This is a genomic window from Paenibacillus sp. UNC217MF (assembly GCF_000686865.1).
GTDB classification, from domain to species: Bacteria; Bacillota; Bacilli; order Paenibacillales; family Paenibacillaceae; genus Paenibacillus_B; species Paenibacillus_B suaedae.
The window spans coordinates 561,757-580,606 of record NZ_KK366027.1 but is presented as its reverse complement, the minus strand read 5'-3'; the positions used below and the strand labels follow the sequence as shown (position 1 = coordinate 580,606).

Sequence of the window (18,850 nt, the reverse complement as noted above, 5' to 3'; positions counted from 1 at the left end):
GTGTGGAGCAGGAAATTGATAAGTATAAATCGGCTCTCAAAAAAGCGGCCGCCAAAATAGAAGAGCTGTCCACGATCATTCAAGATCAGAAGAGCAATGAAGAAATTGCGGTAATTGGCTATTCATGTCGCTTCCCAGGAGAAGCATGGAACGCTGAAGGATTCTGGCAAGTAATGGCCAACCGAATGGATTCTGTGACCGAGATTAAATCGGATCGATTTGATTATCGCAACTATTACAGTGATGATCCTGAAGAAGAAGGCAAGATGGTTACGAAGAGCGCATCCTTTTTGCGTGATAATATCAGAGATTTTGATAATATTCATTTCGGTCTATCAGCCATTGAAGCTGCATCAATAGACCCTCAGCACAGACTCTTGTTGGAGGTAAGCTGGGAGGCTATGGAGAATTCAGCCTTGAATATAGAGGAGCTGAAGGGGAGCAGAACAGGTGTATTTATTGGAATCAGCGCTTATGAATATGCCAATGCCGAATTGTATTCGGGTCAAGCTTCCGATATAACGGCTTATTCAACTGCAGGTGTCTCACTTAGCTCGGCAGCGGGTAGATTATCCTATTTCTATGATTTCAAAGGGCCTGCGATCATCTGCGATACGGCCTGTTCGTCATCTATTTCAGCCTTGAATATTGCCGTCGACAGCTTGCGGAATAACCAGTGCGACATGGCCATTGTCGGGGGCTCGAATCTATTGCTTACACCAGAGCCATTTATAGGGCTTTCCAAATTCAGCGGTTTGTCTAAGGACGGAAAATGCAAGGCGTTTGATAATGATGCAGACGGTTTTGGAAGAGGCGAGGGCTGCGGTGTCATCGTTCTCAAAAGATTAAAAGATGCCAAGCAAGCTGGAAATGCAGTTGCGGCCCTTATCAAGCATGTAGTGATCGGACAGGATGGCAAGTCAAACGGATTTACTGCTCCAAACGGATTGTCACAACAAGGCGTAATCAGACAGGCACTACAACATGCAAATTTGACTGTTGACGATATCGATTATATCGAAACACATGGTGCTGGCACACCATTAGGCGACCTCATCGAAATCCAATCGTTATCAGAGGTCTTTAAGCATAAAAAGGAGCCTCTCTTTATCGGATCCGCCAAACCGAATATTGGGCATTTAGAAGCAGCTTCAGGCATGGCCGCATTGATTAAAGTCATTATGTCTCTTGAGAATAAGAAGATCTTGCCTAACATTTATACTCAAAACCCAAATAAGAACATTTCGTGGGGGAAGGTTAAGATCGCGGACGAGTTCATGGACTGGCAGAAGACTGAAGGAGTCAGAAGAGCAGGGATTAGTTCTTTTGGTTTCAGCGGAACGCTGGCGCATGTCATCCTTGAGGAGCCCCCTCAGCCTCATGACAAGGATGAGCAATTGGATGAACTGCCAGCTCATCTATTGACCTTGTCAGCCAAGAATGAAAAAGCTTTAAAAGGATATATAAGCGCAATGAAGGAGCAATTGGTGAAGGAAACTGGCTCCATCAAGGATATTGCTTATACGTCCAATATTAGCCGCTCATTTTTGAACTACAGATTTGCAGCAGTGGGGAAGAACAAAGAAGATTTACTGGATAAAATGGATTTGGTTCTGAACAACTCTAGCCACCATGAGCTCCTCATCCAGAAGAGTACGGCCAAAGACAACAAAATCGCCTTTTTATTTACGGGCCAAGGCTCCATCTATGACGGAATTGCTAGAGAATTTTACACCACATCAAGAATATTTAGAGAAACGATGGATCTGTGTAATGAGAAGTTTAAAGCGATACTCGGCCTGTCGATACTAGACGGGATCTACGGGGAAGACACTACGCTGCTCACTAGACCGATCTATTCACAGGCAGCCATATTCTCCATTGAGTATGCCTTAACCAAGCTGTGGGGTGCGTTAGGGATAAAACCTGACGTTATTATCGGTCACAGCATAGGCGAGTATACGGCAGCCTGCTATGCAGGGCTTATCAGCTTGGACGATGTGATCCTGATGATTGCACAGCGTGGCAGAATGATGGAATCCATTGATGTCGAAGGCAAGATGGTCGTCATTCTGACGAATGTGGAATATGTGAAAGCTGCATTGGAAGAAAGCGGATGCAAACATGTTACCATTGCTGCCATTAACGCTCCTGACAATGTTACGATTTCGGGCCGAAGCGATGAGGTCGATATCGTAATCGAAACCTTGCAAACCAAACACAGAGTCTTTTTTAATAAGCTCAATATTCCTCATCCTTATCACTCCATGTTAATGAAGGAGTATGAAGGCATGTATGAGCAAGGCATCGGAGACATCACATTCTCAAACCTGCAGACAGCAATGATATCCAGCATTACGGGACAAGTGGAACAAGAAGAAGTGTTGGGTAGAAGCAAGTATTGGGTCGAGCATCTATCCAAGCCGGTTAACTTCCAAGGTGCCATGCAAGAAGCCAAACGACTTGGCGTCAATATTTTTATTGAAATCGGAGGCGATGCAACCCTAAGCGGGTTAGCTAACCAGTGTCTACAAGATGATGAGATCATGTTTGTACCTTCTATGAGACGAGAATCGGAGAACTACACGCAATTTTTTAATTCCGTCTCTGCTTTATTTATGAAGGGAATGGATCTGGATTGGAACACATTCTATCAATCCTATGCTACGTGTAGAGTAAAGCTTCCAAACTATCCATTCCAAAAGAAGGAACTGTGGAGAGAGGTACGAAGAATAGACCGTGCAGCCGCGTATCCAATTCAAGAAGCAAGCTCCTCCAAGGAAATAAAAGAACTGCCGCCTATTTCACAACACTCACAGCATCCACAACAGCCGCAAGCTCGCGGGAATCGCTTGCGATCTAACCCGAAAGAGAAGATCAAATCCGAATTAAAAGAAATGATACAGATTTTAACGGGGCTCAAGATCGAAGAGATCGAGGATGACCTCAATCTGCTGACGCTCGGATTTGATTCTTTAGTACTTATCCAACTCAATAAACAAATTACGAATAAGTTCAACATCTCGATTACATTAAATGAGTTCTTTATTAACTTGGATACCGTTGAGAAGATCACCGAGCATATTAACAAACATACGGATTGGGTGGATGAAGAGGAGATCAACGAAATTGGTTATGAGACTGAGTATGATGAACCGGTGAAACCGATCTCAGAGACCATAAATACGATCCCGGATGCAGAGCCAATGAACAGCTTGGCGGCAGCTGGTCAGGCGCAGAACCATTCGTTAGGTGCACTCGATGGCATGGATGCTTTGCAGAATATTTTCAATACGCAGATGAAAATCATGTCCGAACAGCTGGATATTCTGAAGGGTTTTACGAATCCCAGTCAGAAGCCATTGGCAGTTAGCAAGAATACGCCAAACTTGAAGCAGAGCGAGGTCATTGTGAGCAGCCCAAAGGCTTCACCCTTGGCTGTGGACACCAAAAGCCATTATGTACCCTACAAAAAGCTGGAATTGATCGATAATGAAAATTTCAATGAATTGCAGCTTACCTATATTCGAAACATTGAGAAGAAATATACAAGATTCACCCAAAAATCAAAAGAGAATATTCAAAGATACAGAAAAGTATATGCGAATAATCGAAATGTAGCGGGATTCAGACCGGTCATGAAGGAAATGATCTATCAGATCGTGGCGGACACTGGACAAGGATCGAAGCTTCGCGATATCGACGGGAATAGCATTATCGATTTGACGATGGGCTTTGGCGTTAACTTGCTTGGACATAACCCGAGCTTTATCAATGAAGCATTAACGGAGGAGCTCCGCAGAGGAATGCCTCTAGGCCCAATGGGCAGACTGGCTGGAACCGTTGCCGAACAGATCAGCCAATTAACAGGCGTCGAGCGGGTAGCTTTCTATAATTCAGGAACGGAAGCCAATATGGTGGCTGTACGAATCGCCAGGGCAAGCACAGGCAAGAAGAAGATCGTTACTTTTGCGGGATCCTATCACGGCACCTATGACGGCTTGCTTGGATTGTCCTCCATTGGTGATGACGGAAGCCTAACGACGATCCCGTTGGCTCCAGGTATTATGGAGAGCGTTGTCAGTGATTTAGTTATGTTGAATTACAATCAAGAGGCTTCGCTGGATTATATCAGAAATCACGCGAATGAAATCGCCGGTGTCCTAGTTGAGACCGTTCAAAGCCGAAGACCGGATGTTCAGCCTAAGGAGTTCCTGAAGAAACTTAGGCAAATCACGGAAGAAAACGGAGTTGCACTCATATTTGACGAGATCATTACAGGCTTTAGAATTGACCCAGGCGGAGCCCAAGCGTATTTCGGTATCAAAGCAGATATCGTGACCTATGGTAAGGTTCTTGGCGGGGGGATGCCGATCGGGGTTGTATCTGGAAAATCCGAGTTTATGGACTGTATTGATGGGGGCATGTGGAGCTTTGGCGATACGTCGGTTCCGCCATGTGAGCAGAAGAGAACGTTTGTGGCCGGAACCTTCTCACATCACCCGCTCGCCATGGCTGCAGCTCACGCTTCATTAACCTATATAACGGAGAACAAGGATACGCTTTATGACAGACTGAATCAAAAAACCAATGACTTTGTACAACGAGTAAACGCGTATTTCGAAGAGCAGCATGTTCCAATCAAAGTCGTGAATTTCGGTTCCTTATTCAGATTTGTGTTTCGAGGGGATTTCGAAATCTTCTTCTTCGGCTTGCTGGAGAAGGGTGTGTATGTATGGGAAGGACGGAATTGCTTCTTCTCCACCGAACACACGGATGCGGATATCGAAAATATATTTACTGCCATCAAAATGACGATTGAAGAGATGCGTCAAGCCGGATATTTTGGCGACTCCTCATTGAACCAGCATGCTATTCAGTTGCCTCAATCCACCCGGTTGGAAGAGCAGCAACCTGTAATTCCGATGTCTATCATTCAGCAACGATTATACACTCTAAGCTCCATTGGCAAAGATGATCCCTATAATATGGTGACCGTACTAAAAGTTAGGGGAGCGCTGGATCGTCATAAATTTGAAGCCGTACTCAATGAAATCGTGATGCGTCACGAGAGCCTGCGCACACGCCTGTTTGTTGAAGATGGGGAGTTTAAGCAAGAAATTCTTGAACAGGTGGAGTTTACAATCGATATCGTCAAAAAGGGCTTACATGAGGATTTGGATGAGCTCATTCAATCATTAGTTACCCCTTTTGATCTAGCGGAAGCTCCTTTGTTGAAGGTCATCCTAATCGAAGAGGGCAGCCAAGAAGGTACGATGATTTTCAACTTCCATCATACGATAGCAGACGGCATTTCAATGAGTATCTTCGTGCAAGAGTTCATGCGCTTGTATGCGAATGAACGACTTATGCCTGTGAATAAGCAGTATCGAGATTTTGTTGAATGGGAAACCCGCTACTTGGCATCGGACGAAAAGAAGCAGAGCGAACAGTATTGGCTGAGCAAATTATTCGGTGAACTGAATGTTCTGAAGCTCCCTGCCGACTATCCAACACCTCCAGAGTCTGATTTCACGGCCAATACGGTTCATATGCAGATCGGATCCGAGTTGGTTCGTGATTTGAAAACAGTTGCTTCGCGTCATCAATGCTCTTTATTTATGTTGTTGGCTGCAGGGTTTAATCTTCTACTTAAAAAATTAACTGGAAATGAAGACATTTGCATAGGAACTCCAGTGACAAACCGGGCAGATGGTTCTTTTGATGAGAGTATTGGTATGTTTACCAACACCATCGTGCTGAAGAACAATCTTTCAGATGATAAGACGTTTGCAGCGTTTGTCAAGGAAGTCAAACAAAATTGTATTGAAGCGTACTCCCATATGTATTACCCGTTCAATTACCTGGCAAGCCTCATGAAGAAAGCGAAAAACAGCAGGGAAGGCTTCCTTAATGTACGGTTTGTCTATGAAAAAACGGATGAAAGAGTACTCACGATCGATAATTTAGAAATTAATACCTATGAATATAAGAGTGCATTATCCGATTTTGATTTTGTCATTGAAATTCTTGAGGAAAATGGCACATTCCATATCGGGATGACTTATAAAACAAGCCTGTTCAAAGAAGAGACGATCGGGAAATGGGGACAAGACTATCAAAGAATCTTAGAGTTTATTATTACTCATAACGATCCTAACGAAAACTCTAGACTTACACTCAAGGATTTTGGCAATATCGGACAAGATAACACGAACAAGCATACGCAGAATGGAATACCCGCTCGTGATGCGCTGCCAGTGCCTAGCGGACGTACCGTAGCAGGTGCGGGTTTTGAGGCTCCGCGTACTGAAATCGAAGAGGAATTCGCTCACATATGGGAAAAAACATTAAGCTCTAGTCCGATCGGTATCAACGATGATTTCTTCCAAATGGGCGGGGATTCGATTAAAGCCATTCAGCTCATCTCACGAGCCAGAGCTAAGGGCTACATCTTCGAGGTTGATCACTTATACAAAAACCCCACGATCAAGCAGCTAGTGAAAGTAATAGAGTCGAAGCATCACAAGCAGATGCAGAATTCCTTAGCTGGGGAAGTAAAGTTAGCTCCGATGCAAAAGCAATTTTTTGAACAATTATCTGTTGATCAACATCATTGCTGCGAGAGTAGAATGCTGCACAGGGCAGCGGGCTTTCAGGCTAACACGGTAAAGGAAGTGTTTGATCAATTGATCATTCGGCATGACGCATTGCGAATGGTGTATCAGCAGGATAACGGCAATGTCGTTCAAATCAATCGAGGAGCCGGCGAAGCACAGTATGACCTTCAGGTATATGAGAATGCAACGGATCAAGAAGTTATCGAAACATGCAATGAGATCCAGAACAGTATGGATCTTGAGAAAGGGCCGCTCGTAAGACTGGGCTTGTTCCAAATGAGCTCGGGGGACAAATTATTCATCGCTATCCATGGTCTTCTTATCGATGAGATATCTTGGAGCATTCTGCTAGAAGACTTCATGAATGGGTATACGCAGGCAGAGCAGGGATTGGGCATCGTGTTGGCGGAGAACACGACTTCCTTCAAGGAATGGTCAGACAAACTGAACGAATATGCAGACTCTTATCGTGTGAAAAGGCAGGCTGACTATTGGAAAAGGTTACATGACACGACGGCCACCAAAAAATTGCCAAGGGAGAGAGGTAAACTTGCATGGAGTTGAACAAACAAGTTCAAGAGCTTGGTGTACAAGTTACCGGAGAGTTGCTGAATAATATCAACAATGCATATCATACGAATCTTCTTGATATTTTATTAGCTGCCTTGGCCCTGACGATTCGAGACTGGACAAGAGAAGAGAACACATTGATCAGCTTGATTGGCCACGGCAGGGAAGAATGGGCACAGCCTATGGATTTGAGCAGAACTGTTGGGTGTTTCCGTTCACAATTTCCAGTTGTCCTCAGAGCTTACGATGATCTCGGCGACACAATCAAACATACGAAAGACATGCTGCGGCGAATTCCGAATCAGGGACGCTTCTATGGTATCCTCAAGTACTTATCCACTGAAGACTTGAACCTTGCAGAGCCCGAAATTGGCTTTCATTATGTAGGCAGAATCGATCCAGGTGCTAGCGGAGATGGATTTGAAATTACGAATCTGGGTTCCAGTGAATACTCATCCAAGTACCTAACAAGCTCACATGCTCTAGATATCGAAGCTATCCTCATCGCAGACAATTTGAAGCTCACTTTCATATACGAGCAAGATGATTTTATTCCAGGAACGATTGAGAAGCTGCTAAGCGTATATCAAAATCAATTGGATCGCCTTATTCAACATTGTACAACCAAGAAGGAAGCGGAAATTACCGTTACCGATATTACGCTAGAAGATATAACGATGGAACAATTGTCCGCATACAAGAATGAGCTTCACAATGTTAAGAACATCTACCCTCTTGCGCCTATGCAAGAGGGTATGCTTTATCATGCTTTGACAGATGAGCAGGATACGTACATCAAGTTGTCCTGTTTCCAGGTGGAAGGGCATATTGATCTGGATATGCTGGATCGAGCTTTTAACATGGTTATCGATCGACATGATATTTTACGGACAGTATTTGATTATTCATCGTTTCAACAAAATATGCAGGTCGTTTATAGAAAGCGAAGAGGAGCAGTTGAGTACATCGACATCACCGAGCAGGGCGAAGATAATGAAGCATATCTGGAGGATTTAATCAGGCAATATCGGGCAAGACGATTTGATTTAAGCAAGGATGTACTGCTTCGCATTGTACTTGTTCGAATGCAAGAGAACAGATACAGTATGATTTTTCATCTGCATCATATTCTTATGGATGGATGGTGCAACAGCTTAATTCTTATAGAATTGTTTAAAATTTATAATGAAATCAAGCATGGGATTCCAGCGAGTCTGAACGATGTCGTACCTTATTCTACTTATATCGATTGGCTCAAAAACAAAGATATCAATGAAGCTAAAGCGTACTGGAAAGATTACTTGCATGATTGCAAAGAAGTCACGAGGATCCCTTTTGAAAGAGAACATAAAATGAATGAAGTCATCAATAAAGAGATGGCATTGGAGTTGGACGAGGAAAGATTGTTATCCATCATTCGCATTGCTCAGGAAAGTAGAGTTACGGTAAATACCGTGATCCAGAGCATTTGGGCGATTCTTCTTAGTAAATACAATAATACCGATGATATTGTTTATGGGTATGTTGTCTCAGGGAGAAATGCGGAGATCGAAGGCGTAGAAGTGATTCCTGGACTGTTTATCAATACAGTCCCGCTTCGTGTGAAATTTACAGACAATTTGCAATATCCTGAACTCGTGAAGCAGATCACCAACACTACACTGCAGAACAACAAACATGATTTTGTAAGTCTTGCGGAAATTCAAAATCTGAGTGAGGCGAAAAGCGATTTGATTCGCAGCCTCCTTGTATTTGAGAATTATCCGATTGATGAGAAGCAACTGAACGAAGAAATATTGAAAAACAATGATTTGAAAATACTCAATTCCGTGTTTGTACTGCCGCATCAGCTCATTGAAGGATCAAACTATAACGTAACGCTAGTTGTCAACCAAGATGACAAGATGATGATCAATTTCATCTATAATGAGAACGCATTGGCTGAAGCGGATATGTCAAAGATCATCCGAGCGTTTGATGCGATTGTGAATCAGATTATTGACAACACAAATGTATGCGTTGATGATGTTGACATCATTGACGAGCGCGAGAAGCATCACATTCTTCATGTGTTTAATGATACGCTCAGCAACTATCCGAAGGATAAAACCATTATCCAACTGCTTGAAGAGCAAGTAGAGAGAGTACCGCAGCATATCGCATTACGCTTCCAAGACGAACAGATAACCTATCAAGAGCTTAATGAGAGAGCCAATCGTCTGGCTCATTATGTAAGACAAATGGGCGTAGGGAACAATGTCATCGTTGGTATTATGGGTGAACGTTCCGTTGAAACGGTGATCGGCATTGTAGCAGTTCTAAAGGCTGGCGGAGCTTATTTGCCAATTGATCCGAAATACCCGGTAGACCGAATGAGGACTCTGCTTGCAGACTCCAACACTGGAATGCTCCTTGCCCAATCCTCTCATATGGAAGCATTACTTCATATCGATAGCCAGATCGACATCGTGCTTACGGATCGAATCGCAGTGGAATTGTCATCAGAGAGCTCAGATAATCCGTTGCTGATTAACAGCCCTTCAGATTTGGCTTATGTCATGTATACATCCGGCTCCACGGGAAGACCAAAAGGGGTTATGGTAGAGCATCAAAGTGTTGTGCGGCTTGTCCAAAACACGAACTACATAGAGTTTGCGGAAGGAGACCGGATCTTACAAACTGGGGCGATGGTCTTTGATGCCTCCACATTCGAGATCTGGGGAGCCTTGCTGAATGGAATCGAATTGGTGTTGGTTGAGGAACATATCCTCTTACATGCGGAACGGTTAGGGGAGGAAATTAGTAGAAATCAAATTACAACGATGTGGTTGACCTCTCCGTTATTTAATCAGCTCGTTCAACAGGACGTGACGATATTTAAGGGACTGAAGCATTTAATCGTGGGTGGAGATGCGCTGTCTTGGGAGCACATCAATCAAGTCAGACAGGCTTATCAGGGCCTGAAGCTGATAAATGGGTATGGTCCAACCGAAAATACAACCTTCTCAACCTCCTATGCTATTGAGGAAGAGTTCGGCAGCTCTATCCCAATTGGAAAAGCAATTAGCAATTCGAAAGCCTATATCGTAGATCGTCATCACCATTTACAGCCTATTGGTGTGGCGGGTGAACTATGCGTTGCCGGAGACGGTCTTGCTCGCGGTTACGTCAACAATCCAGAATTGACGGCGGCGAAGTTCGTTCCGAACCCGTTCGAAGCGGGGGCACGAATGTATAAGACCGGAGACTTGGCTCGCTGGCTGCCTGATGGGAATATCGAATATTTGGGCCGGATTGATGAACAGGTCAAAATTCGAGGCTTCCGCATCGAACCAAGCGAAATCGCCCAGCAATTGCTGCTGCATGAGGTGATCCAAGATGCAATCGTAGTGGCCCAAATAGGAGAGGACGGACAAGCGTACCTATGCGCGTATATTGTGAGCGAGATGGAACTGTCTGCATCAGAACTGCGGAATCATGTGTCTGCATCGCTGCCGAGCTACATGATTCCATCGTATTTCGTACAGATGGATCGGCTGCCGTTAACCCCGAATGGAAAAGTAGACCGTAAGGCATTGCCGGAACCAGATGGCAAAGTGGTTACTGGAGCCGAATACGCAGCGCCTCGAAATGACATGGAGAGAGCAATCGCCCAGGTATGGGAAAAGATATTAGGCGTGAGGAATGTTGGACTCAATGACGATTTTTTCGCCTTAGGCGGAGATTCCATTAAAGCGATCCAAGCAATTGCCCAAATGAGCAATAGAGGGTATTCATTTGAGATTAAAGATTTGATGGGCAATCCTAGAATTAAAGACTTGATCCCGCATATCAAATCGACAACAAAAACCATAGATCAGGGCGAAGTATCCGGCGAGATCGAGCTGACACCAATTCAGCAATGGTTCTTAGCGCAAGAACATCTTGACAAAGATCATTTCAATCAGGATCTGATGCTTTTCCGTGAAGATGGCTTCAGCGTGGATAGAATCGAACGTGCTTTCGATCGTATTGTGCAGCATCATGATCTATTGCGAGCCATATATGTTGACCAGGTGTTAATCAATCGAGAAGTAACGAATAGATTATATGATTTTCATATTTATGACCTTAGAGGAAAACCGATTACGGATAATTATATAACTGGCTTATGTACTGAACTCCAGGCCAGTATGAAATTAGCGAAGGGCCCGCTTGTCAAAATAGGGCTGTTCCAAACAGACAAGGGCGACCATTTGCTTATATCCATTCATCATATGGTTGTAGATGCCGTGTCATGGAGAATTATTATAGAGGACTTTGATTCGCTCTATCAGGATCCAGAAAAGAGTTTGCCGTTGAAGACTAGCTCCTTCCAAGAATGGGCTTCCAAGCAGAAGCAGTATGCTGGCGGATTTACATTGCAAAATGAGCTGGAATATTGGAATCGTCTTAGCCAATGGGACGTGAAAGAGATTAACAAGGATCATGAGCCTTCAAGTATACAAGGCGCTAAGATCATAAAAAAGACGATTATGCTGGATCAGGCCTATACCGAGAAGTTATTAACCAAAGTCAATAAGGCGTATACAACGGAAATCAATGATATCCTTCTCTCAGCCTTAACCGTATCGATTGCTAATTGCAATCAAACGGAGCGCATACTCATTAATTTGGAATCGCACGGAAGAGAACAAATCGTAGATGATGTGGACATAACAAGGACAGTCGGGTGGTTCACCAGTCAATACCCGGTGATTCTGCACGCCCAAGATCATATTTCGGATGTAATCAAATTTACGAAGGATACACTCAGACGGATCCCTCGCAAAGGGATAGGCTATGGAATGCTTAGATATTTATCGCCTTTTGATTTGAAGGTGATACGCAACCCAGATATCAGCTTTAACTATTTGGGACAGTTCGATGAGAATATTTCTGGCGACAACTTTACGTTATCCGATATATTACCGGGGGATTCGGTGAGCCAAGAAAGCGGCAGATTGTATCCTCTTACTATCTCAGCAATGGTGCTGCACAAGCAATTCCGTCTGACCTTGAGCTACGTCAGGGAAGAATTTAACGATGCAACGATTGACAATATGCTACAGTGTTATATGGACAATCTTAAAGAGATTATCGATCATTGCATCTCCCAGGAGCATGTAGAAGTTACCGCTTCGGATGTTACTGATGAGAACATATCCTGGGCAGAATTAGCTCCGTACCATGAGCAAATCAACAACGTGAAACGCATGTACCCGCTCACTCCAATGCAGGAAGGTCTTCTGTTCCATTCGATGGCGGATAAGGGCGAGTACTACCATGTCAATATGGAGCTTAGGGTAGTCGGAGAACTTAATGCGGAGTTATTCAAGAAGAGCTTTGTAGAGCTTGTTGCTCGTCATGACATCTTGCGAACGAATGTTGACAGCAATCATTTCAAAGAAAATATGCAGATCGTGTACAAATCCCGAGAACCCGAGTTCACGTATCTCGATATAAGAGACTTACTGACCGATAAGGAAGCGTATATCGAACAGCTGGTCATAGAGGATAGACGAAGAGGCTTTGATTTAAGCAACGATATCCTTATTCGATTATTTATAGTAAGGATGAGCGAGCGGGAATACAGTTTACTGTTAAGCAATCACCATATTATTTTGGACGGATGGTCATTTGGGATCATTAGCAGTGAACTGTTCGACATCTATAATCTACTGTTGCGTAATACGCCTTTAGAAGCGAAGAAAATACAACCTTATGAAGCGTATATCAAGTGGATTGGTTCGCAGGATAAGACGGCAGCTCTGAACTATTGGTCAACGTATTTGAAGGGATACGACACGACAATCGATATTCCATTCAAGAAAGTTTCAACCGTCCAAGGGAAACCGCAAGAGGTTATTCTACGTCTAGATAAAAGCGTTACAAAACAAATTGAGCTGCTAGCGCAGCAGCATACCGTTACAGTAAATACAATTTTCCAGAGTATATGGGCGATCCTGCTGCAACGATATAATCATGTGGATGATGTTGTGTTCGGATTTATTGTATCGGGCAGGACAACTCAAATACATGGAATTGATGAAATGGTAGGGTTATTCATCAATACCATTCCATTACGAGTAAATGCGACGCAGGAGAAACGATATACGGAAGTGCTGCGGCAAATAAAATCGGATTTCCATGAGAGTGAGCCCTATCATTATTGCTCAATAGCGGAAATCCAAAAGCTGACTGAGGTTGGCAATAGCCTCATCAATGGGCTGATGGTCTATGAAAATTATCCGATGGATCAAGATATGATTCATAAAGATATTCAAGATCAGGTCAATCTTCGTATTCATTCAGCCCGGATATTTGAGGAAACGAACTATAGCTTCAATATCAAGGTCATTCCAGGGGAAGAGCTGCTTGTCAAATTCAACTATAATGACGGGATCTACGATGAAGAGAGCGTCCATACGATCAAAGGCCATTTCCTTCACATTTTGAACCAAATCATGTCCAATCCGCATATCCGCATTGATGAACTTGAGACTGTGGGAGAGGATGAAAGAGACGAAATTTTAGTTGATTTCAACAACACGGATATGGAGATTCAATCAGAGGAAACAATTCAAAGTCTCTTTGCATATCAAGTGATGAGGAATCCAGAGAAAACGGCAGTACGGTGCGGTGAAGATTCCATTAGCTATAATGAGTTACATCAGAGAGCGAATGCGTTAGCTATTCAACTCAGAGAGAAGGGCATAGGTGCGGAGTCGATCGTGCCGATCATGATCGATCGCTCCATCGACATGGTTGTCGGCGTACTAGCTATCTTGCAGGCGGGCGCTGCCTATCTGCCTATTGATATAAATTATCCGGAAGAACGAATCAATTATATGTTGCAGGACAGTAAAGCAGAGCTTATGCTATCTACCCATACACTTGCGCAGAAGAGACCTCTAGAAGTTAATGAAATGATTGATTTGGAAGATAAGGCGTTATACGCACGCTCGATTGAACAAATCGATAATATCAACCATCCTCACGATTTGGCCTATGTGATCTATACCTCAGGAACGACCGGCAAGCCTAAAGGAGTAATGGTCGAGCATAAGGGCGTCATTAACTTGAAGCACTGGTTTGAGCGCGAGCTTGGAATCGGTAACGATGAGAATATACTGCAATTTGCAAGTATAGCGTTTGATGCGTTCTCATGGGAGCTGTACATGGCATTATTGCTTGGCAATACCCTTTATATTCCGGATCAAGAGGTGCTACTCAACACGGATTTATTGAACGAATTTGTGAGAACTCACGGCATCACCACCATTACTTTACCTCCATTTGTCGCGGGTAATTTGGAGGCAGGGAACGGATTGAAGCGGGTCATTACGGCAGGAAGTGAACTGAAGTACGAACAGATCTCGCATTTGCTCGGACAAGTAGAGGTCATTAACGCCTATGGCCCGACGGAGGATACTGTATGTACAACAGCATGCAAGCTGTCCGAGGTTCAGCAAACGAAAATCTCTATTGGAGCTCCGATCGCAAATCATCGCGTATTGATACTGGATGCCAATCATAAACTGGTTCCGGTAGGTGTAAATGGTGAACTGTGCATCGCAGGTGTGGGGCTAGCAAGGGGCTACTTGAATAACGAGCAATTAACGAAAGAGAGATTTATTCATAATCCATATCGGCCAGAAGAGATTCTATACAAAACGGGTGATGTGGCAAGATGGCTGCCTGATGGAAATATCGAATATGTAGGAAGGATCGACCATCAGGTTAAAATCAGAGGATATCGAATCGAAATCGGCGAGATTGAACAGACCCTGTTACAGCTGCCAGAAGTGTCCCAGGTTGCAATTATCGATAAGGAAATCGATGGATCGAAAGTTCTCTGTGCCTATTATGTAGCAGAGAAGGAAATCGCCATCCATTCTTTACGGGAATCGTTAAGCAAGAAATTGCCGGCCTATATGATACCCGCATATTTCCTGAGAATGGAGTTGCTGCCATTTAATCTAAATGGAAAAGTGGATCGCAAGCGATTGCCTGAAATGGAAGGCGATATCAAGACGGGCGCTCATTACGAGGAAGCCGAAAATGAAATCGAAAAACGAATGATCGACATTTGCAAGGATGTACTGGGATTGCAGCAGTTGAGTGTTAGGGACAATTTATTTGAAGTTGGCGGAGACTCGATACGAATTGCAAAAATATACAAAGAACTAAAAAAGGTGAATATTCACATCTCTATTAAAGATATATTCTATTATGAAAATATCCGTGACCTCTATAATAACTGGGCGAACAAAAGAATGGATAGCCAAGAAGAAGAAGGATCTAAGATCTTAGAGCGGATTTCACTAAACGAATCAAATTGGGAGCAAGCTTTAGCCGACCAACTCAATGACTTTAGCAATGCGATTGTAACCAACAACAAGATAACGAGCGTGTACCCACTATCCGCGATGCAGAAAATCCTTCTTGATACCAACCAAACGTATAGTGGGGCGATCATCGATTTTAATCACCAAGTTAATGTGCAGCTGCTGAAGAAGAGTATTGCGTCTGTCATTAACGAACAGGGGCTGTTACGAAGTACATTAATCCAAACTGATCATCGAATCATGATCCAAGAGTACGGGGTGGTTCAAGGCATTGATATCCCTTATGTAGACTTGGAACATGTGAGCGAAGAACAGAAAGAACGTATACAGTCCTATATCCATGAGCGGTTTGGAGATCATGCGGATCGTACAAATGTATTGAATAATCTGCTGTACAACATGATCATCATTAAAATCTCAGACAGTCATTATAAGGTGTATATGCCTTGCAGTCATCTCATCTTTGATGCAATGAGCTTCGATATCATACAATCAAGTATCCAACAAGCCTATGCAAACAATGGGGAATCAAGAGGGCAAAGCATATTGCAATATGAGCATTATGTTCAAGAACAGTCGAGAGGGCCTCAAGGGATAACGGAAAAGGATCTGATCGAGAGGTTCAAGCTGACTGATTTTCAGGATAGCTTTAGCCAGTATTTCAAAAAGTACAAGGAAGCATCATTGATTCATACAACCATTTCGATTCCGTTGACTGAAGAAATACGCGAGTCTGTACAAGAGATGTCCTGGGATATATCCATGAACATCTTTTTAAAAATTGTTGAGTTCGCTTTCGAGCTTGATTCGGTACCGTTTGCACTTATGCATACAGGAAGAAAATATACATCCCATAACTATTATCATACTATGGGGGCATTTATTGATATTCTGCCTCTGAGTCTGCCGCGAGATCAGCACCTGGCTATGGAAGACATAAATGAACTCATTCGCTTTGCCTATGAGAAAAACATTCATTTTGCAGCGTTACTGTCTCAAGAAGAGCCGAAGAACAAGTATAAGAAGGTACGACGTGCATTAAAAGAGATCTACAGCTCTGAAACGATTACGCTCCCGATTTTTAACTACCTTGGATTGTTCGATTCACATGCGGAAATGAAGAATGAGCTTACTGCAATCAAGGAGATGTTCAGCAGCAGGACAAGGAAATTATCTACGGAGATCACAATCGCGGTAGTAGAGGATCAGCTCATGATTAAGCTATTTTGTGAGGAGCACAAAATACCAAGGATTACAAAAGAGCTTCAAACCTATATGAATAATGTAAAGGAATATTTGCCGCTAGCATCGCGGTGATATGTCTATAAGGTATTTGCAATTCGTTTTACACGATGTAGCCCGATGAATGGTTCATTCATCGGGCTTTTCTTTTTTGTCGCGCATATCCGGCTCCAACAGCACGACTTGCAGGCTAAGTTTCTTACACAATGTAATGTCCTTCTGACCGTCCTCAGCCAAACCAATGGCTTGCATATCCTTATGTTCCTTCAGAATCTATGTAGGCTGCGCTCAGACCAAACCCTTCAGATGGTCTCCATTCCATCCTACTAAATTACAAAAACCTGTACTTTTTTATCTTTTTAGATAAGAAAGTACAGGTTTTTTTTATAGTATCTGACCAGTCAAACGTTTTTAAAGAGACTGGATTAATCTCCAAAGGTTTTTCATTACAGCGCAAGCGACCGTTAGTGCTAGCGCATCACCATGTCGGCAATAGGATAATCCGGTTGTGTGCTTAATATTTGAATATTCCGACGCAGGCGGTTATAGCGCAGTGAGCAGTAATCCAGGTAATCATCCCCTGTATAATGGCGCAGCAGGGCCCATACCGTCCATAACAAATCTTGGGCCATCATATAGCATTTGACCTTCATCAGATCATCCTCTGTAAACGTATTGCCGTAATAGGCTTCAAACAGTTGCTCAATCGCCTCTTCTGTCAAACGCGATTCGATGATATATGCAGCAATATCAAAGGCTGGATCATTCATTCCGGAATATTCCCAATCTATCAAATAGACACTGCCGTCCCCATCTACGAGAAAATTCTCCGGAACCGTATCATTATGGCAAGGGACGGAAAGGACATTTTTGAGATGGTTCTGCATGAAACGAAGCAATTGCTCTTTTAAGGTTGCGTAATCAAAAAACAATTCACCGTTGATCTGCGTGACAATGGTTTCATATTTGGCAAGTTCACTGAGCCAATCAAACTTGTTCGGGAAGTGCTTGGGACTACCGTGAATTTTCTTCAGTAAAGAGGGAACGGCCTGCAAGCTTGGCGAAGCCAAGGGTCCTGCCGCGGCAAGCGTTTTGCTATTGGGAATATATTTGCTGATCTTAATACCGCTTTCCTCATCAAAATATATACATTCTGAATTTACGCCAAATTCCGAAGCGATGCCGTTGTTCACACGCTCTATCCTGCGATCGATCATTTGATCAGTCAGGTTACCGGGCTTGCGAATCACATACTCCGTTCCGTGGATATTCATAATGTAGTTATAATTGGTCAACCCGCCCGCAAAACGAGATTTGTCAAAAACAATACGCTCATCTTCAAAAAAAAGACGGAGTTTTTGCTGCACTAGGTCTTCCATATTCATTTGTTTGGATAAAAAGTCGTTTAGAGGTTTCATGATGGCCTTTTCTCGGCATTCCATATACATGCTTTAACAATGTATACATTCGCCGCACAGATTTTTCCACAATTATAGCAAGATAGGAGAAGTAATTCAATGAGATAGACACGCTTGAGGACGTTCTGGTACTTGTCGTGCAAGAAAGACGTTTTTGTACCAGATTGTCGGTAAAGGGGGCATTAGAATCCTAAAATCAGCTACCGAATCCTCCATAATCACGGGGAGAACCATGTTAACCTGCTAGTAAGAGTTAAATATCTACGATTACAGCGATTTCACAAATAAAAATGACCCATGTGAGGTGAGATTCGAATGGAGTACCGGGGAGAAGAAGCTCTCGGGCTTGTGGAAACATTGGGCATGGTTCCTGCCATCCAAGCAGCGGACGCTATGCTTAAAGCAGCAGATGTTGTTCTAGTATCCTATGAGAATGTTGGTTCCACACTCGTAACGATAATGGTAAAAGGTGATGTTGCAGCGGTTCGTTCGGCAGTAGAGGCAGGCGCTGAAGCGGCAGGAAAGATTGGCAAAGTCACTGCCCATAATGTGATGCCGCGTCCGCTCAGTTCTATTGCAGGAATTGTGAAAGCGCATTCTATAAACGCATAATTGCCGGGGAGGGAGAGAG

5 protein-coding genes are annotated in these 18,850 nt (G+C 43.4%); 3 read left to right on the top strand and 2 right to left on the bottom strand.

Annotated elements, in window-relative coordinates; all coding sequences use genetic code 11:
• Positions 1 to 2 precede the first annotated feature (2 nt).
• Entirely contained in the window at positions 3 to 7,184 is a 7,182-nt protein-coding gene (locus BP95_RS0118590) for a type I polyketide synthase (protein WP_028532978.1), read from the top strand.
• On the top strand, positions 7,175 to 16,876 hold the full coding sequence (locus BP95_RS0118585; RefSeq protein ID WP_028532977.1) for a non-ribosomal peptide synthetase: 9,702 nt from the start codon (positions 7,175 to 7,177) through the stop codon (positions 16,874 to 16,876). The genes BP95_RS0118590 and BP95_RS0118585 overlap by 10 nt, the downstream gene beginning before the upstream one ends.
• 54 nt (positions 16,877 to 16,930) lie before the next feature.
• Here the strand turns inward: BP95_RS0118585 and BP95_RS34310 are convergent, their stop codons facing one another.
• The gene (locus tag BP95_RS34310) at positions 16,931 to 17,053 is read right to left on the bottom strand and encodes a hypothetical protein (protein WP_260612126.1); all 123 of its coding nucleotides are present in this window, start codon (positions 17,051 to 17,053) and stop codon (positions 16,931 to 16,933) included.
• 218 nt (positions 17,054 to 17,271) lie between these two features.
• A complete protein-coding gene (locus tag BP95_RS0118575) occupies positions 17,272 to 18,219 on the bottom strand; it encodes a choline kinase family protein (RefSeq protein WP_036667395.1) in 948 nt (315 codons plus the stop codon).
• 315 nt (positions 18,220 to 18,534) lie between these two features.
• Here BP95_RS0118575 and BP95_RS0118570 point away from each other — a divergent pair, with 315 nt between their 5' ends.
• Positions 18,535 to 18,831 carry a BMC domain-containing protein gene (locus tag BP95_RS0118570; RefSeq protein ID WP_028532975.1) on the top strand — a complete coding sequence of 99 codons (297 nt, stop codon included), beginning with the start codon at positions 18,535 to 18,537 and terminating at the stop codon, positions 18,829 to 18,831.
• The last annotated feature ends 19 nt before the right edge of the window (positions 18,832 to 18,850 follow it).